General features: G+C 31.9%; 14 protein-coding genes. 10 read left to right on the plus strand and 4 right to left on the minus strand.

The window, feature by feature from the left end; genetic code table 11:
- Positions 1 to 2: 2 nt before the first annotated feature.
- From EI427_RS23865 to EI427_RS23880, 4 genes are all read left to right on the plus strand, one after another.
- Entirely contained in the window at positions 3 to 761 is a 759-nt protein-coding gene (locus EI427_RS23865; RefSeq protein WP_170178600.1) for a RagB/SusD family nutrient uptake outer membrane protein, read from the plus strand.
- 18 nt (positions 762 to 779) lie between these two features.
- Positions 780 to 2,402 (plus strand): hypothetical protein, encoded by a 1,623-nt coding sequence (locus tag EI427_RS23870; protein ID WP_126619794.1) that lies wholly within the window; start codon positions 780 to 782, stop codon positions 2,400 to 2,402.
- A gap of 454 nt (positions 2,403 to 2,856) precedes the next feature.
- Entirely contained in the window at positions 2,857 to 5,202 is a 2,346-nt protein-coding gene (locus EI427_RS23875) for an Ig-like domain-containing protein (protein WP_126619796.1), read from the plus strand.
- Positions 5,203 to 5,771: 569 nt separating this feature from the next.
- Positions 5,772 to 8,990 (plus strand): leucine-rich repeat protein, encoded by a 3,219-nt coding sequence (locus EI427_RS23880; RefSeq protein WP_126619798.1) that lies wholly within the window; start codon positions 5,772 to 5,774, stop codon positions 8,988 to 8,990.
- Positions 8,991 to 9,113: 123 nt separating this feature from the next.
- On the opposite strand, the gene EI427_RS23885 is transcribed toward EI427_RS23880, so the two are convergent.
- Both EI427_RS23885 and EI427_RS23890 read right to left on the minus strand, forming a co-directional pair.
- A complete protein-coding gene (locus tag EI427_RS23885) occupies positions 9,114 to 9,680 on the minus strand; it encodes a carbonic anhydrase (RefSeq protein ID WP_126619800.1) in 567 nt (188 codons plus the stop codon).
- Between the two features lie 407 nt (positions 9,681 to 10,087).
- A complete protein-coding gene (locus tag EI427_RS23890; protein WP_126619802.1) occupies positions 10,088 to 12,433 on the minus strand; it encodes a TonB-dependent receptor in 2,346 nt (781 codons plus the stop codon).
- A 114-nt stretch (positions 12,434 to 12,547) separates the two neighbouring features.
- Between EI427_RS23890 and EI427_RS23895 the strand changes: the two genes are divergently transcribed.
- The 4 genes from EI427_RS23895 (at position 12,548) to EI427_RS23910 (ending at position 16,880) form a co-directional block, all read left to right on the plus strand.
- Positions 12,548 to 13,243 (plus strand): LuxR C-terminal-related transcriptional regulator, encoded by a 696-nt coding sequence (locus EI427_RS23895; protein WP_126619804.1) that lies wholly within the window; start codon positions 12,548 to 12,550, stop codon positions 13,241 to 13,243.
- Between the two features lie 147 nt (positions 13,244 to 13,390).
- Entirely contained in the window at positions 13,391 to 13,786 is a 396-nt protein-coding gene (locus EI427_RS23900; protein ID WP_126619806.1) for a hypothetical protein, read from the plus strand.
- Positions 13,787 to 14,018: 232 nt separating this feature from the next.
- The gene (locus EI427_RS23905; RefSeq protein WP_126619808.1) at positions 14,019 to 14,894 is read left to right on the plus strand and encodes a FixH family protein; all 876 of its coding nucleotides are present in this window, start codon (positions 14,019 to 14,021) and stop codon (positions 14,892 to 14,894) included.
- A complete protein-coding gene (locus EI427_RS23910; protein ID WP_126619810.1) occupies positions 14,895 to 16,880 on the plus strand; it encodes a TonB-dependent receptor plug domain-containing protein in 1,986 nt (661 codons plus the stop codon).
- Here EI427_RS23910 and EI427_RS23915 read toward each other — a convergent pair.
- Both EI427_RS23915 and EI427_RS23920 read right to left on the minus strand, forming a co-directional pair.
- Positions 16,877 to 17,338: a DMT family transporter gene (locus EI427_RS23915; protein ID WP_126619812.1), complete on the minus strand. Its 462-nt coding sequence runs from the start codon at positions 17,336 to 17,338 to the stop codon at positions 16,877 to 16,879. The two genes, EI427_RS23910 and EI427_RS23915, sit on opposite strands and share 4 nt — an antisense overlap.
- Before the next feature lie 300 nt (positions 17,339 to 17,638).
- Entirely contained in the window at positions 17,639 to 18,781 is a 1,143-nt protein-coding gene (locus EI427_RS23920) for a porin (protein WP_126619814.1), read from the minus strand.
- 208 nt (positions 18,782 to 18,989) lie between these two features.
- Here EI427_RS23920 and EI427_RS23925 point away from each other — a divergent pair, with 208 nt between their 5' ends.
- Both EI427_RS23925 and EI427_RS23930 read left to right on the plus strand, forming a co-directional pair.
- On the plus strand, positions 18,990 to 19,646 hold the full coding sequence (locus EI427_RS23925) for a hypothetical protein (RefSeq protein ID WP_126619816.1): 657 nt from the start codon (positions 18,990 to 18,992) through the stop codon (positions 19,644 to 19,646).
- Positions 19,647 to 19,649: 3 nt separating this feature from the next.
- Entirely contained in the window at positions 19,650 to 20,699 is a 1,050-nt protein-coding gene (locus tag EI427_RS23930; RefSeq protein WP_126619818.1) for an SGNH/GDSL hydrolase family protein, read from the plus strand.
- Positions 20,700 to 20,724: the final 25 nt, after the last annotated feature.

Genomic DNA, 20,724 nt, shown 5'->3' on the forward strand with positions numbered 1-20,724 from the left:
TTATGCCAACGTATTTTATGCACGAGTTAATGACAGCAGATTCTGTTGCAAACTCTACAGCACATTCTTCTAGATATACTGCAACTTTAGCTGGTATTGATGCGGAAGGTTTATACTACAATAAAACAACTGCAGAATTAAAAGCAGAAGTAGGTAGAAGATGGGCATTTGGTGAAAGTAGTTACATTAAAAAGTACTCTAATTGGTACCACCAAGATTTAGAAGATCCTGAATGGAGATCGTCTATTAATTACAAGCAATTCCGTTTATCTGATGTGTACTTAATGTATGCAGAAGCGGTATTAGAAGGTAAAGGTGATATTACTACTGCAATAGAATATATTGATAAAGTGAGAACACGTGCAGGCGTAGTTACTTTACAAGATTATATTGCAACAAATGGAACAATTCCTCAGTTGCATGTAAGTAAGGACCTATACGGAACACGCCCAGAAGTATCTGCTACTGTAGATAACGTTAGAACTCACCTTAGAATGGTAGAAAGACCAACAGAATTGGCTTTCGAAAACTCTAGATGGAGAGATCTTGTAAGATGGGGGATTGTACAAAGTGTTTTTACAAAGCACCATGAAGATGAAGTAGTAAGAATTGATAGAGGTCCAGATCCTAACAAAGCTCCACTTTACATTCAGGCAAGAATACGCCCAGACTTTGTAAACAACTATAGTTTTTATGTAGCTGAGAAACACGATTATTTCCCAATTCCAGCCGCAGAAATTCAAGCAAACGAAGCTTTATAAAATTAAACGATTTTGATTATGCAATCGAGACTAAGTAAATATAGTTACATATTTGCCATTGCACTTTTTGTCTTTGGTGCTTGTGGAACAGAAATGAATGTTCCTGAGTTAATTACACCTAATCATAGTATAATTAAGGTGTCTCAGGAAAGTAACGAGAATACAATCAACATTGGTCAGCATATTGACTTTGCAGATGTATCTCAAGGTATTTCAACTAGAGAATGGATTTTTCCAGAAGATAGTTCTGTGGTTGTAGAAGGTAATCCTTTAGAACGACAAGTAAGAGGTTTCTTTAATAAAGTAGGTACTTGGGATGTAAAATTACATCAAGAGTTTAATGGAGAAGCTTACGTAGGTACAGAAACAATTAACCGTGGTACTAATATTATTGATACTACAATTACAGTAACAGTATTGCCACAGGTAGAAATTACAGCCTTAATGGCTAACCTTTTATCAGGTACTGGTGAAGTGGGTGATGAAATTCCTTTATCAGCTGAAACACCAACAGAAATACCATTTGGTAGTGTATTAAGGTTTAAATACACAGCTGAAGGTGGACCGTCTGTAATAGCTGGTTTCTTTGATGGAGCTCAATTATTAGCAGAAGATGTAGCAAACAGTACTTTTGATATGAAGTTTGTAACGCTTGATAAAGTGTATAGCATTGCGCCAACTTTTACAAGACCATCTCCATTCAGTACAGATACTGTTTTAGTTACTCAATTTGTAAAGTGTGTACGTTCTGATGAGCCAGTTACACTAGATGCTGTTACAAACGATTTAGACAGAAATACAATTTTAGTATTCTCTAGAGGTTTAGATGCTGCTACTTTATTTAAAGAAGATTTTGTTGTAAAAATGACAACAGGTGGAGGGGCTAGTGTTATTCCAGAAATTGAATCTGCACAGTTAAATCCACAAGATTTAAGTAATGTAGTCATTAAATTAGTAGATGATATGATTTACAGTGATGATATGGTTACTGTATCCTACATAGGTACTAAGTTAGCAACTCAGGATGCGGCATTAGTTACTCCATTTACTGATGAAGATCTATCAATAAAAGAGATAAATTTATTGGAAGAAGAAGAATTTGATTACAGCATGGAAAACAGTGCAGTAACATGGGTTGCAGGTCGTACGGGCTGGTTAGGTGGTGATTTTACAAACACACTTACTAAGACTACAGACAAAGCTACTGATGGTGCTACAAGTTTAAAAATATCTGTAAATGCTTACAACGGTGCTGGACCTTGGGGTAATGCTTCTATTATTGAACCAACAATTTTAGGAGAATTCCAAAAATTCCAATACGAGGCAGAAGGATCGAATAAATTACAAATTTCTTTCGATGTCTTTGTTGAAAGTAATGGAGGTGTAACAGATCCAACCGTACCAAACCAATTCTTCTCTAATATGAGAATGCATGTAATGTGGGGCGCAGGTGGTGCAGAACAAGCACACCCACTTGGTGGAACGGTAGAAGGAGAATGGAGAAAATTAACAGATGTAGTAACAGTAGATCCAGGTAATGCTCCTTTCCATATGGGAATTAAAGTTGCACAAACTGGTTCTGAAAATCTTACATTCTACATAGATAATATTGTAGTGTCTAGATGGAATCCAAGACCTTAACAACTTAACTAAATCAAGCTTATCACGTGGCAAGGTAAAGTTTTTTAATTTAACCAGCAGGCGCTAAGTATATAAAATTGGTACTACAAGAAAATGATTAAATCATTGGAATGTAGTACCTTTTTTTATCGTATATGAATAAATCCAATCCCTTTTTAGTTGATATAAGTGTATGAAATACTTTTGATAAATTAGTCTTATTGTGAGGTAATTTAGAGGAATAATTGACTCCCATTGAGCAGTAATTTGCAGTATGCATAGGAGTAAAAGTAAATGGGTATTTTAATCAAATTATTATTAAATGAGGAAATGATAAACCTGTATGTATATACATTTTATCAAAGGGGAAAAATCAATTAAAATAAGAAAATTAAACAACCAGATATTATTTCTCTTTGCAGAAAAGATCGATCAGCTAGATCTTTTAAATAAACCAACTATAATTAAATAAAGTATGAAATCACCAAGACAACATTTTAGAACTAACTTTCTAAAACACCTCGTAACAGGGATTATGAGTTTGTTGATCATAGGATCGGCAGCAGCTCAGCAACCTCTAAAAACTGAAAATGCTTCTGACCAATGGTCAATTAAATGGAATGCTTCTGATGAATTTAATAGCTCCACTCCAGATTGGGCAAAATGGATTCGTACGGGCAACTTACCAAACACAACAGCATGGAAATGGGACAATGCTAACAATGTAGTTATCAATAATGGTGTTGCAGAACTTACAATGCGCCAAAATGCTAACAATGCAAATGATGGTAATACGTTTTTTAAATCTGGTATTTTAAAAACGTACAACACTTTTACTTACGGTTATTTTGAAGCAAAAATTAAAGGAGCTGATATTGGTGAAGGTGTTTGTCCATCTTTCTGGTTGTACAGTAACTTTGACTATTCTGTAGGAGAAGGTAAAACTGTTTACAGCGAAATTGATGTTGTAGAATTGCAACAATTTGATTGGTATGAAGGGCACCAAGATGATATCCAAGATATGGATTTAAACCTTCATGCTGTCGTAAAAGAAAATGGACAAGGTGTTTGGAGACGTCCTAAAGCATATCCAGAAGCACAATTAAATAAATGGAGAGCACCATGGGACCCTACAGAAGACTACCATGTTTATGGTTGTGAAGTAAACGAAGAAGAGATTATTTGGTATGTAGATGGAGTAGAAAGAGGAAGAAAGCCAAATACTTTCTGGCATAGACCAATGAACGTAACTTTGTCTTTAGGACTTAGAAAGCCTTTTGTTAAGTTTTATGATAACAGAAATAATGCTGTTAATCCAGAAACGGATCCTCAAGCTGCAGCAAAACTTTCTGGAATGCCAACAACAATGTATGTAGATTATGTACGTGTTTGGTTAAAATCAGATGAGGTAACCCCTCCACCTCCAAGTTTAGGAGTGGGTGTTATTGGTAACCCAAGTTTTGAAACTGGAGATCTTACAAACTGGGATGCAAGTTATGGTGTTGCTTCTGTTGTAAATAATAATGCACAAGATGGTTCTAAAGCAGGAACTATTGATAATGCAAGTATTGCACAAATCGTTACATTAAAAGCGAATACATCGTATACTATTTCTAGTTATTCAAAAGTAGGAGCCTCAGGAACTAAAGCATTTATGGGTGTGAACAAAGCATCTACTAATGAGTTTATTCAAAACTACGAATTTGCGTCTACTACATATTCTAAAGGTGAAATTACAATAACAACAGGTGCTACTGAAGAAACCTACCGTATTTGGTTCTGGTCTCAAGGACAAGCCTATTGTGATAACTTTACTTTGGTAGAAGTAGATGGTGAAGATAATGGAGGTAATGAAGGGCCAACTGATATTGCAGTAACTGGCGTTACTATTAATTCATCATCAATCACTTTAAATGAAGGAGATACTCAATCATTATCTGCAACTGTATTACCGTCTAATGCAACAAACAAAGCCGTTACTTGGAGTGTAGTAAATAATACTATTGCTTCTGTAAACAACAATGGTTTAGTTACAGCATTATCAGAAGGTACAACATCAGTACGTGTTACTACTGCAGATGGAGCAAAACAAGCAGTTTGTACAATTACAGTTAATTCAACATCTACTGGTGGAGGAAATGGAACATTACCAGAAGTTGGTCAGGTAATCTCTTTAATAACAAATGCAGGTAATTATGTAACAGTAAATACTGGTTCTGGTACAGCTTTACAAGGAACGCAATCTTCTGTAAGTACAAAAGAACAATTTAGAGTTGTAGACGGTAATGGTTATTTAGGATTACAATCTGTAGCAACTAGTAAATATGTAACTACTGCTTCAAATAACGCAGTAAAATGTGGAGCATCTGGTGTTTTTGAAAGACAGAAATATACCATTGAATTAAGTGGAAATGGTATAATTGTTAAATCAAAAATTAATGGTAATTATTGGTCAGTAAATACATCTTCTTCAAATGCTTTAAATGCAGATGCTTCATCAGCTAATGGTGCTGAAGTATTTACATGGGAAGAAGTGGGTTCATCGGCAAGAAAGTTAGATAACTATGTTGCATTAGAACAAGAAATTAGTATTTACCCTAACCCATATACAATGGGACTATTAATGATCAATTTTGGCCAAACTATTAATGGTAAAGTAAATATTATTGATTTAAGTGGAAAAGTAGTATTCACTTCGTCAATAACAGATCAACAATCTATTACAATTTCTAAATCAGAATTAGCAGTAGATAAAGGTTTGTATATCATTCAATTAATTGGAGATAACTTATCAACATCGAAAAAATTAATTATCGAATAATAGAATAGAGTAATCTTAGGGCGTTATAGAAATATGGCGCCCGCCAACATTCCGTTTCAACTTGGTGTTATCCATAACATTCAAGAAGAGACAAAAAGCATTCTTAATTACTAATTACATTTCAAGCGAATGTAAACCCTAAAGTTAAATTTATTTTAAACTTGGTTTTGGGTAATTCGTATCTCAATTAAAAAAGTAAATTCAGAAGGGGCATCGTTCTACGGTGTTCCTCTTTTTGTTTTAAGAAAATTCGGGAGTTTATAACGTTTTACATTACGTTATTTAAATTAAAGTAATTATAAGATCAATTAATAAAGCTTAATCAAACTGACTACTAAAAAAGGACGATTGTCATTTATGTAGGTATTTAAAATATCTACTTAACATTTTACTATAAAGATGAAAACTCTATATAAAAAAAATTACAAACTGCTCAGCTTTTCAAGCTTGATTACATTAATGAATGATAATCAGAAACTTTATCCATAAGCAACTTATAATTCGGCCCAAAAGATAATAATTATTACAATATCATGAATAATATAAAGACCTAAATACGTATTACAAATATGAAAAAATACTACAATTCTATCCTAATAATAGCTATATTAATTATAGCTTTAACTAATTTATCGTATGCACAATTTATTACAAAATCTGTAACCGGTGGAGTTGAAATAGTAGGTTATACTGGTAAAGTACCTAAGAAATTGGTAATACCTAAAAGTATAAAAGCAAAGAATGTGATTCAGATTGGAGATAATGCTTTCAAAAACAAAAATTTAGAGAGTGTTGATATGAGTAAAGCTATTCATTTAAAAAGTATCCAAATTGGTGCATTCAGTAAAAATTTAAACTTAAAGCAAGCTCTTTTTTCTTCAAGTTTAGAAGAATTATATGCTAATGCATTTAATAATACGGGTTTGACCGATGTAGATTTAACTAGTGCAAAGAATTTAAGACTCATTGGAAATATGGTGTTTAATGATACTATAATAAATGCCATTTGGCTACCGAATACAGTAGATTTACCTGTTTATGCAAAACTCGATAATAATATTCAAACTTTTAGTGTTTCACTTAATGCAAAAAATGAAGCTACAATTACAAATTATTATAAAGGAAGACAACATAAAAAGAGTAATTATTTAAAGATTAATATTCCTGCCCTAATACCTACTTCTAAGAAGAAAATTGTAGCAATAGGAGAAAAAGCTTTTATGACTAAAGATTATAAAAGTATATCAACACAACCTGAAAGATTTCGAAATTTAATGAACATAATCAATTTGAAAGAGTTGGATATGAGTAATGCTATTTATTTAAAAAGTATTGGCGCTAATGCATTTAACGGTAATATTAATTTAAAATCTTCAATTTTCTCAAAATTCCCTCCTAAAATTGAATCTATAGGTGATAGTGCTTTTTGGAAGTGCAATAGTTTAACGAATGTAGATTTGACAAGCTATAAATCTTTAAAAACTGTTGGTAAAGATATTGCTGGAGGAACTAATCTTTATGAAGATATTTGGCTACCAAGTTCAGTTAAATCTAAAGGTGTTCATATACATAGTAACCTTATAGTTGCTGAATTAAATGGAGATAAAGTGAAAATTACAGGTTTTGAGTTTAGAAGTTTAAATCCTAATTTTAAAATTATAATTCCTGCCGTAATCCCTACTTCTTCTAAAAAAATTGAAGCAATTTCAAGTAATGTTTTCAACGGGAAAAATTTAGAGAGTGTTGATATGGGTAAAGCTATACACATAAAAAGATTTGGCTCAGGAGTATTCCAAAAAAATAAACAATTAACTAAAGTTATTTTTCCGCCTAATATTGAAGAAATAAAAGCGAATGTATTTCAAGAAACAGGTTTGATTGATATTGATTTATCAGGATTAAAGAAACTATCTTTTATTGGAAAAGCTATGTTTTCTGGTGATAATTTGAATTCAATTTGGTTACCTTCTACTCTTGACCAAGCAGATTATTTATCGAAATTCAATCACTACCAAACTTTTTGGGTTTCACTAAAAAATAATGATGAAGAAGCTACAATTATAGGCTATGCTACTGGAGCGAAACATGTTATTGGAGATAAAAGTGGAAAATTAATAATTCCAGAATTGATTCCAACATCTTCTAAAAAAATTGTAGCAATAGGTGATAAAGCTTTTATGACCAATCAATATATAGATACACGTACTAAAAAAAAAACTACAAATAACATCAATTTAAAAGAGTTGGATATGAGTAAAGCCACTCATTTAAAAAGTATTGGAGCTAATGCATTTAATGGTAATAAAATATTAAAATCTTCAATTTTCTCAAAATTTCCTCCTAGTATTGAATTTATAGGTGATAGTGCTTTTTGGAAGTGCAATAGTTTAACGAATGTAGATTTGACAAGCTATACATCTTTAAAAACTGTTGGTAAAGATATTGCAGGCGGAACTAAATTTCATGAAGATATTTGGCTACCATCTTCAGTTACATCTAAAGGTGTTCATATTAACAGTAATCTTATCATTGCTAAGTTAAATGGTGATAAAGTAACAATTACAGATTTTGAGTTGAAAAGCTTGACAACCAATTTAAAGCCATTAATAATGCCTGCAGTAATACCAGGGTCGTCTAAAAAAATTGAAGTAATTGGCGAAAATGCTTTCAAAGGAAAATTTAATTCTACTTTTAATACATCAATTATAAAAATCGATTTTAGTAATGCAATTCATCTTAAAGATATTAGAAAATATGCATTTAGGGGTAATTTTGGGATATCAGAAGTTATCTTGGAGGATTTAGGTGAACTTAAAATGATAGGAAAGATGGCATTTTCGGGATTGCATAATTTAACAAGAATTAGTCTTAAAAAGTTACCAAAGTTGACTAAAATAGAGGACAAAGCATTTGCTCAAAATACAAAATTAAAAACAGTAGAATATGATTGTGCTATAGATGGAGACATTATAGATAAAACAGCTTTTAGTGGTACAAATTTTCAGCAATTAGATAGGGATTTAACTAAGGGAAGAAATAAAATTGTTCTTGCAAAAGATAAATCTGGTAACCCAAAAGTAAAAAATGAGATATATTCATCTGCTAAAAAACATTTAATTTTTGGTACTTATGGAGGTGTTTCTCAAAGTAAATATGAAGGTGGTTTTACAACTAATTCAAAATTAGCTTCTTTCAAAAAGAATCTAATTAGCCCAGAAGGGAATTGTTTGTTAATTGATTTACCGGTCGAATTAGCTTATTTTAAAGTAAATAGTACTGTTAACTTTGTAGAATTAGAATGGGAAACTGCTCAAGAAATAAATAATGATTATTTCACAATTGAAAGGTCTATTGATGGTAGAAATTTTGAATTAATCAAAAAAATTGATGGGCAAGGAAATTCTAATACTGTTACAAACTATCAGTTTGATGATCTGAAATTAACTGGTAAGGTTACTTATAGATTAACTCAGTTTGATTTTGATGGTAAGTCAGAATCATGGTTACAAGAAGTGTTTAGTTCTGAATTTGATAAAATAAATATTATAACTTACCCTAATCCATTCGTAAGAAATATAAAAGTAAGGTGTCTAAATATTGAAGATTTAGATACTATCAAATTTATCTTTGTAGAAGTAGAAACAGGTAGGAGAATTAATGTTGACTATATCCTAAACGGAAATGAATTTGAATTTGATACACGTAATATTGGAAAGGGAATTTATATACTTCAAGTATTTGTTGGTCAGAAAATCAATAAACAATTGAAAATTATAAAGGCATCATAATTGGATGTTAAAAGTAAATTTACTGACCTAGAATTTAGAGGTCATCACAAAAAAAAACCACCTTCTACAAAATAGAAGGTGGTTTTTTTTTAATATATTCTTAAGTAGAATAGTAGGTGTTTCTTATAAGAAATCAACTTTACCAGAATCAAGATTATAGTAAGCAGAAACAACTTTTACTTTGCCACTATTTACAGCGTCAGAAATAATGTTAGATCTTTTTACTAGTTCTTCAGCATTTAATTCTGCATTCTTTTTTACTACATCGTTTACGTCAGCACCTTTTTCAGAAGCCTCAACAGCTGGAGTAATCTGACATAATAAGTGATTTAGGTTGTAACCGTTGTCTCCACCATTTACTGCTGCAGTAACAGCACCACAACTTTGGTGACCTAAAACAACAATTACTTGAGAACCTAGGTGAGCGACTGCATATTCTATAGATGCAATGCTGTCTGTATTTGCAATGTTACCCGCAACACGTACAACAAACAATTCTCCTAAACCTTTATCAAAAGCTAATTCAGGAACCACTCTACTGTCTGCACAGCTTAACACAATTGTGTCAGGATTTTGTCCAGTAACAAGTTCATTTCTTCTTGTCTCATTTCTTAAACCGCCTTCTGCTTTATCAGAAACAAATTTATCATTTCCAGCAACTAGGCTATCAATAATTTGTGATTGTGTCATAATTTAGTCTTTTAAAGTTATGTAAATTGAAAACTTCCGAAGATAATTTATTGCTTATTTATTTTCAAATAAAATACTATGAAATAAAAAAGCATCTACTTAGAAAGTTGATGCTTTAACCATGTTTACGTAAAATAAACTCTAAACTGAAAACTAGCAATAAGCGGGTTTTACCCCGTATCTAATCATTTAACTATTAATGTATCTTTATTGTAAAAATGCTTTTATCCTTTTATTAAATATTTTCTATAGTGTAATTATTTATGGTTTCTATTTAGTAAATGGATAGGACTTTATTTTGTACTCATTTTCTAAATATTTTTTTATAAAAAAGTCTTATTATTTCTAATTAAAATTAAAACTGATTGAAAATCAGCTCTATATGTATTTGTGACTTGAAGTTCATTTTAAAAAATTATTTTATAAGCAATGTTAGGTAATACCAAAGTATCAGTATTCTCTTCTATTTTTCCTTCTTTAGTCATTGTGTAGCCAAAGTACTCAGGGTTGCCTAAGGCATTTATTATTTGGAAAGTCCATAAAGAAGTATGTGTGGGTTTATTTCTTTGGTAGAGAAAACTCATACTTAAAATCTGATTACTAGGGTACTGTTCTCCGTAAGCATTCTGATAATCATACACAATTTCACCTGTAACATTACTTGCCTCTTCATCTAAAGGGTGTTTCCTATCGCCCCCCATAAATGTTATCTTCCCGTTCATACTAAAAGTATTGTTTTTCTTTTTCCCAACTTTCCATTCTTTTCCTGCAAGGAAATTGAATACATAATTCTTATTAAAAATAGCCTCTCTTTCAATGCCATCTCCACCTGTATATTTAGAATCAAAAATTGAGGCTGTTGTAAGGAAATAAAACCCATTTTTAATGAATTGCTCTAAGGTTAAATCAATACCAACATTCTTACCTGTTCCTGTATTCTCCAACCCAAAAGGAATGTACCATTCATTGGTTATATTTTGCATAGAAAAATAACTTCCATCCACTACAGGAATATTGAATAAATGTTGGTAGAAAATTTCAGATTTAAATCGTAAAGATTCAGAAATATTCCAATCGTAACCTACTACAAAATGGTGTGCTTTAGAAAAACCTAAATCATTATTAGGGTAGGTGGTTGTCCCTTCGTTATTAGTAATAGGTAGCATATAGTAATGCAATTGCTCTATCTGACTGTGTAATCCATAGCCTAAAGTAATGCCATGCCAAGGATTAATTTGGTAACGAGCACCAACACGTGGTTCAATAGAAATTTCTTTATTGATATCAAAATATTGGAGATGCAATCCAGCATTTAAAGTCCAATGATTACCTAGATTAAATTGAGATTGCGTATACCCTTGTAATAAATAACTAGTTCCTGTACCATTCGCAAAATTATACATTGGTTCTCCGTAATCATCCGCCTGATTCATATTTATAGTGTAATGCAACTGCTTTACAGTAAATCCAGTTCTGTTGGTATGCTTTTTTCCAAACTGATAATTTATGTAACTATTAAGAGCAAGGTTCCATTGTGTGTTTTCAAAATCCTCTTTTTGTTCTACAACATTCTCATTATTTAATCTGCCTTCCTCCCAAAACATACTATTTCCAGATGCAGAAAGTGATGTTTTCCAATATCCACTTTTATTTATAGTATGTTGGTAGTTAATGCCAGTACCACCAAAAAGGATATTTGTTTTAAAGGCAACATCAGCTTCTTCAAAAGTTCTAGTAGAAGAGTCACTTTCAGCAGCTCTATGTTGAGTATCTTGTCCGCCAACACCCCAAATACTTAATGTGCCATTTTTACTTGTAGGTATATTCAATTTAAAAGAAAGATCTTGATACCCTAAAAAACCCATTTCTGGAGGTAGTATTGGGCTAAGCAAAGCATAAGTTGAATACCTATAATTAAACAGAAAAGAGGCATCAGTACCTTTTTTTAACGGACCTTCTGCAGCTAGATCAATACCATTAATGCCAACTTGAGTGGCAAAAGCATAATCATCTGTACTGCCATTTCTTAATGATAAATCAAAAACTCCAGCAAGTGCGTTTCCATATTCTGCGGCAAAAGCACCCGTATAAAAATCAGAATTATCGAGTACATGGTTACTCAAAGCAGTAACACTACCTCCACCAAAAGCAATAATGTTAGATAAGTGGTTAGGGTCAGGAATATCAACACCTTCAACCCTCCATAACATTCCTTTTGGCGAGTTTCCTCTTACAACCATTCCATTACTTCCTGTTTCGCCAGCTACTCCAGCAAAGGAAGAAGCCAATCGGGCAGGGTCATCAAACCCACCTGCATACCTGCTGGTTTCCTCAACCGTAAATTTTCTACCGCTCACAAAAGCCATACTATTGTTGGTTTCGTCTTTACTAGAAACATAGGTAACTTCTATTTCATTAAGTACAGTAGTCTCTTCTGTTAAGGCAATATTCAGTTGGTATTCTTTTGCACTATTAATTATAATTTCTTTCGCTACATAAGGTGTATAACCAATAAGTTTAAAGAATACATCATGTCGTCCAATTGGAACATGAAGTACAAAATTTCCTCTTTCGTCTGTTAAGCAAGAAATCGCTTTGTCATTTGTATTTACCCAAACGGCAACACCAATAACTTCTTGGCGAGTAGTTTTATCTACAACTTTTCCATACAACTTCTGATGAATAGTTTGCGCTTGTGTTGAGAAAGATAAATAGCAGAAGAAAAAGAGTAAGTAAGCGTAAATAGATTTCATAATGGTATTTTAAATCATGTTTTTTGTATTGTTACAAAGAGATATATTTGTAGGATAAAGTTCAATACTGATTTATAATGATTTTTTGATCTATTCGCTTAAAAAAGCACTTAAATGAATACTATCTTACAGAAACATACTGCCATAGCTAAGCAAATTGAAAAAATTCAGAGTAGTTGTATCACAATATTAGATTTTACTAAAAGAGAACACGTTTTTGTCTCAGATAATTTTGCACCTTTATTAGGTTGGGATATTGAAAAAGCCTTTGGTAAAGCAGCGTCGTATATAGACAAGAAAGTTCACCCAGATGATATTGCTAAACTTGAAAAAATGTCTTTCTTTTTTATCAATATTTTTAATGAATTTGATGATAAAGAAGAAGTGAAAAATTATAAGTATTGTACCGAATACCGTATTCAGAATAGCTCGGGTGATTTTGTTTGGGTAACGGAACAACATACTGTTTTAGAATTAACAGCACAAAAAGAATTATGGCTCGTTATGGGTATACTTGATCTATCTCCATCAAATCATCAGTACAAAACCTGTAATGCAATGCTTACAAATATAAAAACTGGAGATGTTACTATTTTTCCTGATGAGAAACCATCCATTATTTTATCTAAAAGAGAAATTCAAGTTTTAGAAGAAATAAGTAAGGGGTATGTAAGTAAACAAATTGCTGATAGATTACACATTAGTATTAATACTGTAAATACACATCGTCAAAAAATAATTGATAAAATGGATGTAAGTAATACTACAGAAGCGGTACAAAGAGCAACAGAGGTTAATTTATTTAACTAACTACTAGGGGGATTTAAAGCAATTAAATATATCGTTTCTCTTCATCGATAAAAACAAAAAGATGACTTAAGTCAATATTATTCCTTAAAACGTATTGCTTTTACAATAAACGATTCTATTTTTGCAGTAAATAAACTAAATGTATTGTTGAAAACAGATAAGTTACATATCGTCTTAAACATTCTGTGTGCAGGAGTAATCCTCTTCAATGCATTTTCTGTGTCTTTATTAAAATTAGACTTAGAACGCCAACGTGCGTTTATAGAAAAGGTTTTTTGTATAAATAAAGACAAACCCGAAATGTCTTGTCACGGACAATGTTTCATTAGTAAAGAGCTTGAAAAAGAAGCGAAGAAACAACAGCAGACATCTGAACAATTATCGAAAGAGTATGTTTTAGATTTACCTGTAGTACGACAAGAATTTGTTGGCATTCACTTTACTGATTTTGAGGAACAGTTGAAAGTAACTTTCCCAGAAGTTACCCTGACCTCTAAAGAACTACTTGATAGAGCACTTCGTCCTCCCATATTTTCTGTATAATTTTTTTATAGTTAAATCTACAGCGTACTTATGTCTATAGATTTTAACACAGTACCCTCAATTTTTATTATAGCTCACTTTACGTAGACAATTAATTTACTGTCTCTTTAGTGCATGACTTATAATTGACTGTACACTACTTTTTAATCAATTATTATCTTTTTGAGCCTTATAAATTGTTCCTTTTAGAAACAAATACAGGAATAACTACGCTCATTTTTTATACAGAACAATGAAAAATCTATCATATATCGCTTTATTTTTACTCTCATTTATCTTTATTGGTTGTAACAATGATGACAATGAAACGGTTACTCCAAACAATCCATCTTATGATTTTGAAATCACTAACGTAAAAGACGAAACGAGTGGTTTAACGTTAAAATTGATGGCAGCTAAAGAAAACCTATCTGAAGGTGTAAATAACGTTGCCTTTGAAGTTGAAGGAACGTCAACACTTACAACAGGTGGAACTTGGCAAATTGTACCAAAAATGACAATGATGATGAACGGTATGACGCACAAACACTCTACACCAATTAGAGGTTTTGAAGACGCTACAGAATCATTTTCTGGCAAAGGACAAATACTATTTGTGATGCCTACAGTAGAAATGGGAGTATGGGAAATAGAAGTACAATACATTTTAGAAGAAACTCCTTTAGCTACCTGGACAATGCCATTAACTGTAGCTGCAGTTAAATTTTTAACAGAAGATCCAGCATACAAAACGGTCATAAATTTACCAATAGCAGACTCAGATAATAAAATTATTATGGGTTATAATTTTATAGAAAATGGAAATAACCCAGCAGTGGGGTCTAATAACTACGAAATTTTAGCCTTTAAAAGAATCCCAAGTATGGGGCACGGTCATTTAGAAACCTATGTGCCTTATACAGATTTAACTTTTGGTGTTACACCTCATATGCCTTCAATGGATCATGGTTCTCCAAATAATGTTGATCCTGTAGCAAGTACAGATGGTGTGTATACAGGTGTTGTTAATTTCTCTATGTTAGGAGATTGGCAATTAAAGTTAAATGTTGTAGACAACGATACAGTACTTTTAGACGAAGAGGGAGTTTCATTTTACCTTGAATTCTAAATGAAAATCTTTATAAACAGTATGGTGCAGATTGCTTTTATCTGCACCATCAACTGTTCAATATCTTTTGCTCAAGATTCTTTAAAAACAGTTTACCTTGGTGAGGTTATTATTTCTAGTGATACGATAACCGACCAAGATTATCAGTTAACTGCAGATCAATTATTAGAAGCAAATAGAAAATTGAACGTTGCAAAGCGTGGTAATTTTGCTTGGGAACCTGTTATTGATGGTTTTACAGATGGTCAGATTACTGTTGCAATTGATGGTATGAGAGTATTTGGTGGTTGTACCGATAAAATGGACCCTGCAACTTCTTATTTAGAACCCGTTAATTTACAGAAATTACAAGTTTTACATGCTTCAGGTGCTCAACAATATGGTACATCTTTAGGTGGTGCAATTAATGCAGAAATGCGTTACCCAACACTTGGGAAACCACTAAGTTTAGGGGCACAAACAGCGTATAGTAGTAATACTAATGGTACAGATACGAATGTTTTTTTAGAGAAATCGTATAAAAAAATTGGCTTTAGATATTCTGGAGCCTACCGTCAGCACCAAAGCTATACAGATGGAAATGGAAACCTAGTACCTCACACACAATACCGTAAACAGAACCATACATTTACTACCTTATTTCAGCAGAACCCATCTACGCAATGGACGGGTTTATTTATGTTTGATGAGGGTAGAGATATTGGTTATCCTGCTTTACCGATGGATGTAAGTTCTGCAACGGCCTACATGGGTAATTTGGGTTTTAAAAAGAAGTTTGAATCATCTTTTTTTAGTGTATTAACAGCAAAAGTGTATTATAATTCTATTACTCATATAATGGATGATACACAGAGAGAAAATGTTGCAATGCATATGGATATGCCAGGTAAAAGCCAAACGGCAGGTATCTGGACAACTTTAGAGCACAAGTCTGCTAAACATCAATTTAAATTAAAAGGAGATGTTTATATCAATACATTATTTGCAGACATGACCATGTACTCTCCAACAGGAGGAGTAAATATGTATTTACAAACATGGGGTGATATTCAGAGAAATTCTGTGGCAATTTTTGTTGAAGATATTTGGCAATTAGATCCTAGATTAAAATGGAAAAATAGTCTTAGAGTAGAAGCAGTGTCTACAAATTTAACAAGTGATGTAGCTCGTAAGCAATTCGAAATATTAGGGTATTCTATTACTAGTCCTGAAAGTGATCTTGGAGGAGATTTCTCTTCTCTATTTTTATATCAATTGGATGAAAAATGGTCTGCTTCTTTTGGAGGATCTTACACGCAAAGATTTGGAACAGCATCTGAATTGTATGGTTTCTATTTATTTAATGCAAGAGATCAGTATGATTATATAGGCAACCCAAATCTAGAAAACGAGAAAGCGACTTCATTTACTTTTGATTTAAATTATAGAAAAGGTGTTTGGAATGTAGGAGCAAGGGCTAGGAAAACGTATATCAAAGATTATATAGTTGGAATAGTAGATGAAAATCTAGATGCCATGACTCCAGGAGCCTTGGGCGTAAAAGAATATCAAAATGTTGATAATGCACAATCTTCTCACCTAGAATTGTACGGTTCTACCAAGTTTACTAATTGGTTAGGTTATAGGTTATCTGCTGTTGTAGAAAATGGATATATAGAAGCTTTGCATTCTCCAATGCCGTATATGCGTCCTTTTACATTAAAACAGGATGTTAGGGTTTTAATCAAAAAGTTTACAATAGGTGCACAACATGAATACTCTGCAGGTATGAGTTCTCCAAGTACACTATTAGGAGAAGTAGAAACGTCACCTTATCATTTAGTAAATCTATATCTTGACTATAATTTGCCACTAAGAAAAGGAAATCTACAATTTGATATTGCAGTCAATAATCTTTTAAATACATATTATATCGACCCGTTTGCATGGAATTCAATTCCAAATATGGGTAGAAATATTAAGGCAGGAGTAAACTATAAATTTTAATTATTGTCTTTAAGGATAAGGAGTAAACCAGTACCCAATAAAGTAACGCCTATAATTTTTTGGAGAGTAATTGGTTTAACAGGAACGCCCATCAACCCAAAATGGTCGAAAAGTAAAGAAGCCACAATTTGGCCCGCTATTATTGATGCAAATACATTCAATGCACCAATACGAGGGACTAGAAATAAAGAAGTTGTTACAAATACGACCCCTAGAATACCACCGAGGTAGTAATATGGAGGAAGTTGTTGTAACAACTCTTTTGTAGGCAACTGCGGACGAACTAAAACTAAAATAATAAAAACAGTAAGCAGTGTGCCTCCCATAAAATTAATAATAGTACCTAGGAAAGGGGATCCTAATGTTGATCCCACTTTTGCGTTTAAATTACTTTGCAAAGGCATCAACGCACCGGCTGCCAACGCAAGACTTATATATAAAAGATGTTCTATTTTCATGTGCTTTAATATTGCACGAAAAATAAAACAATAGAATTAATTATCCAATGTTTAACAAGAACAACTATTTACAAAGGTTAAACACCGAACTTCAAGAAACATTCTTTTGACTAGTGCCAAAGTACAAATAGAACACAGCACCACTAAAAATAATTCATTCACACTACAGAAAAACTCAATTATTAACATATTTAGTGATAATAATAAATTAATTAGTGCAACATCTTTGAATAATTATATATTAACCATTAATATACTACTATTTGTAAGGTTACATAGTATGTATTATTTAAACAAATTTTATTTATTTAGTGGGTCTAACATATTGAAACCAAACCTACAACCAAGAAGAATTTGGTATTGAGAAACGTAATGATGTCTTGAGTTTGGATCATATTCAGGATTTAGTTCATCTGTAAAATTATAATTTGCATGATTTGCATAAGAGGCTACCAAATGAAACCTTATGTTATGGTGATCCCATGGATAGTACTCTAAAGCAATTTCACCAGTTAGCATTTCAGTATTATTTACCGTAATAATAGAGCCATCTTCTGGATCTACAACAGAGGGTCTATCATTTTCATTGTCAAATTTAACGGCATCATAAATAAATTTTATGTAAGGTCTAAACTTATTCCCCATGTATTGAATTTTGATAGGAGAAGAAAGGTACCCTGCATTTTTATACAGATTAGGCATATTTCTAGCCACTATTACATCTGTATCAATAATAAAATCATTAAAAAACCACTGTAAACCAATAGCACTAGAAAATGCTTGAGAATCATAGTCTTTATAATGTGTTAGTGTAGTTGCATTAGCATAGATATCAATCTTATCTTTTAATAAAGTACCATTCCAATAGGCATTGTACTGTAAAGCAACCTGATTTCCTAAAGAATCTAGCGCACCATTTACCATTTGTATACCAATATCTTGTCCACTTTCAGAAGAATATAAAAAGCCAATACCCGTTTTCCAACACGCTAGGTTATTGTTTAGAACACTATATCTATAAACATCACTTGGATCGTACTCTTGTTCTACAGAACCAAGGTTTAAGAAAAATTTACCCCCAGTGAATGTCCATTTTTTATTCTTAGAATTTAAAGACAACGATGCTACTTGAATATTATCGCTAATATTAGCTGTACCAATACTGTTATTATTAAATACTTGTCTGTAATTAAAACTCATCTGATCTGTAAGCTTACCATTTACTTTAAATAAAAAAGTAGAGAATTGGAAGCGAGAGTCTTTGGTAAAATCATCAAAATTTTCATCGTAGTTAAGGAATCTGTAATCCATCCTACCATTAATTGGAATTTCAAGGTTTTCTTTAAAAAACTCCCAACCTCTTTTTTTATTTTGTGCAAAAATAGAGGTAGTAGTTAGCCCAATAATTAATAGACTAAAAAAGACAGTATTTTTTAAGTTCATGTTAATAGAGAAGAGTATAGTTTTGAAATTGTTATAAAGTATGATTTACTAATCAATAAGTTAATTTAAAATGTAGTACAAAAGCAATGTTTTTTTTGCTAAATTATTGTCATTATTAAAATATTACAGAATATAATATTTACTTTACTATAAAATTATACTTTTGATGGTGAGGTGAAATGAATTATCATCTCTTGAAATTAAAGAAATGCAATCACGATTAATCCCTTCAGAAAAGTTAGAAGATTTGCTTCACTATTTTACTTCTTCACAAAAAAAGTATGATGAAGAAAAGCATACTGTACAAATCAATACCGAACAACTTAGCTTTACTTTAAGATTACCTTGGCAACTCGACATTAATTTATTGCCTAAGAATAAAACCTATATAATATGCTTAATACAGACAGAAAGTGCTGTAGTAGGTTTAGTGAAAAATGGAGAGTTGACATTACATAAAACATTTTCTACGTATGCAGTTAGAAAAAAGCAAGGCAAATCTCAGATCAAATATTTAAAAACGAGAGGTAAATCTAAGGCTGGGTCACGTTTAAGATTAGCAAATACAATCAATTTCTTTGAGCATATAAACGAGCGTTTAACAAGCTTCTTTAATACAGAAGAGGTGACGAATATTGTATTTAGTTGTTCAAAAATACTGATACCTTATTTATATACTTCTAAAGTCCCTTGTCCGTTCGAGAAGAAAGATAGCCGTTTATATAAGTTACCTAAATATGTGCCTAATGCTAATTTTGAAGATTTAAAAGACACTGTGAAATTTCTTAGCAGAGGCGAACTATCTTTTGAAGATACCGATTTACCTGCAATGGAAAGCCTATTGAAAGACTTATTTAATAACTAAATAATGAGTAAACTATTAATAATTTTATTTACACTGATAACAAGTTGTACACCAACTAAAAATACAAACAATTTGACGAAAGGGTATTGTGAAGGGAGGGTAATAACTACTTCTGAAGGAATTGAATTGATGTGGCCAGGAAGTGCTGTAACATTTAAAATAAAGGGTAAATATTTAGATGTCAACTTAATTGATGACAAAGGAGAAAATGACTATTCTATCATAATTGATGGAAAGGAAACAGGTTTTATTACTCCATCAAAAGAAGTAAAGACCTATAGATTATTAGAAACATCTACTTTAGCAGAACATACAATTACGTTACATAAAAGAACAGATTATTCTAGAGGTACAACTCTTTTATCTTCTGTAGAAACTGATGGTGAATTGCTACCCGTTCAACCAAAGAAAAAACATATAGAATTTTATGGTAACTCTATTACTGTTGGATATGCTAATATAGATACTACAGGAGAAGATAATTCTGAGTTTACCAATAATTACGTTGCCTTTTCTGCTTTAACGGCAAGACATTTTAATGCAGAACTAACTTGTATAGCAAAAAGTGGAATTGGTGTTATGGTGAGTTGGTTTGATTTGATTATGCCAGAATTATACGATAGGCATAACCCAAATGATGCAAATAGTAAATGGGATTTTACACAAAAAACACCTGATGTTGTTGTTGTAAATCTTTGCCAGAATGATTATTGGATCTTAGGTATTCCTAATAACGAATTTTATATCAAGAAATTTGGCAGACAAGCACCAACTCCTGAATTTATTATCAACGCTTATCAAGAATTTATTGAGAATTTAAAAAGTAAATACCCATCAACTCCAATAGTGTGTGTATTAGGAGTAATGAATATTGTTGATGAAGGGTCTCCTTGGCCTAGCTATATTACAAAAGCAGTCGAGAATATTGGAGATGATACAATCCATACTTTAATATTGCCCTATTTAGCAGATAGTGCTCATCCTAATGTAAAAGAACATAAAAAAATGTCTGAATTATTGATTTCATTCTTAGAAGATAAGGAGTTACTGTAGATAGGAAAATAAGCTACTTTTTATG

Source organism: Flammeovirga pectinis, assembly GCF_003970675.1.
GTDB lineage: Bacteria > Bacteroidota > Bacteroidia > Cytophagales > Flammeovirgaceae > Flammeovirga > Flammeovirga pectinis.

Coding starts and splice junctions, on each gene's coding strand:
- EI427_RS23930 (WP_126619818.1), top strand. CDS start 19,650: ATGAGTAAACTATTAATAATTTTATTTACACTGATAACAAGTTGTACA.
- EI427_RS23870 (WP_126619794.1), top strand. CDS start 780: ATGCAATCGAGACTAAGTAAATATAGTTACATATTTGCCATTGCACTT.
- EI427_RS23865 (WP_170178600.1), top strand. CDS start 3: ATGCCAACGTATTTTATGCACGAGTTAATGACAGCAGATTCTGTTGCA.
- EI427_RS23880 (WP_126619798.1), top strand. CDS start 5,772: ATGAAAAAATACTACAATTCTATCCTAATAATAGCTATATTAATTATA.
- EI427_RS23875 (WP_126619796.1), top strand. CDS start 2,857: ATGAAATCACCAAGACAACATTTTAGAACTAACTTTCTAAAACACCTC.
- EI427_RS23915 (WP_126619812.1), bottom strand. CDS start 17,338: ATGAAAATAGAACATCTTTTATATATAAGTCTTGCGTTGGCAGCCGGT.
- EI427_RS23905 (WP_126619808.1), top strand. CDS start 14,019: ATGAAAAATCTATCATATATCGCTTTATTTTTACTCTCATTTATCTTT.
- EI427_RS23920 (WP_126619814.1), bottom strand. CDS start 18,781: ATGAACTTAAAAAATACTGTCTTTTTTAGTCTATTAATTATTGGGCTA.
- EI427_RS23885 (WP_126619800.1), bottom strand. CDS start 9,680: ATGACACAATCACAAATTATTGATAGCCTAGTTGCTGGAAATGATAAA.
- EI427_RS23890 (WP_126619802.1), bottom strand. CDS start 12,433: ATGAAATCTATTTACGCTTACTTACTCTTTTTCTTCTGCTATTTATCT.
- EI427_RS23925 (WP_126619816.1), top strand. CDS start 18,990: ATGCAATCACGATTAATCCCTTCAGAAAAGTTAGAAGATTTGCTTCAC.
- EI427_RS23910 (WP_126619810.1), top strand. CDS start 14,895: ATGAAAATCTTTATAAACAGTATGGTGCAGATTGCTTTTATCTGCACC.
- EI427_RS23895 (WP_126619804.1), top strand. CDS start 12,548: ATGAATACTATCTTACAGAAACATACTGCCATAGCTAAGCAAATTGAA.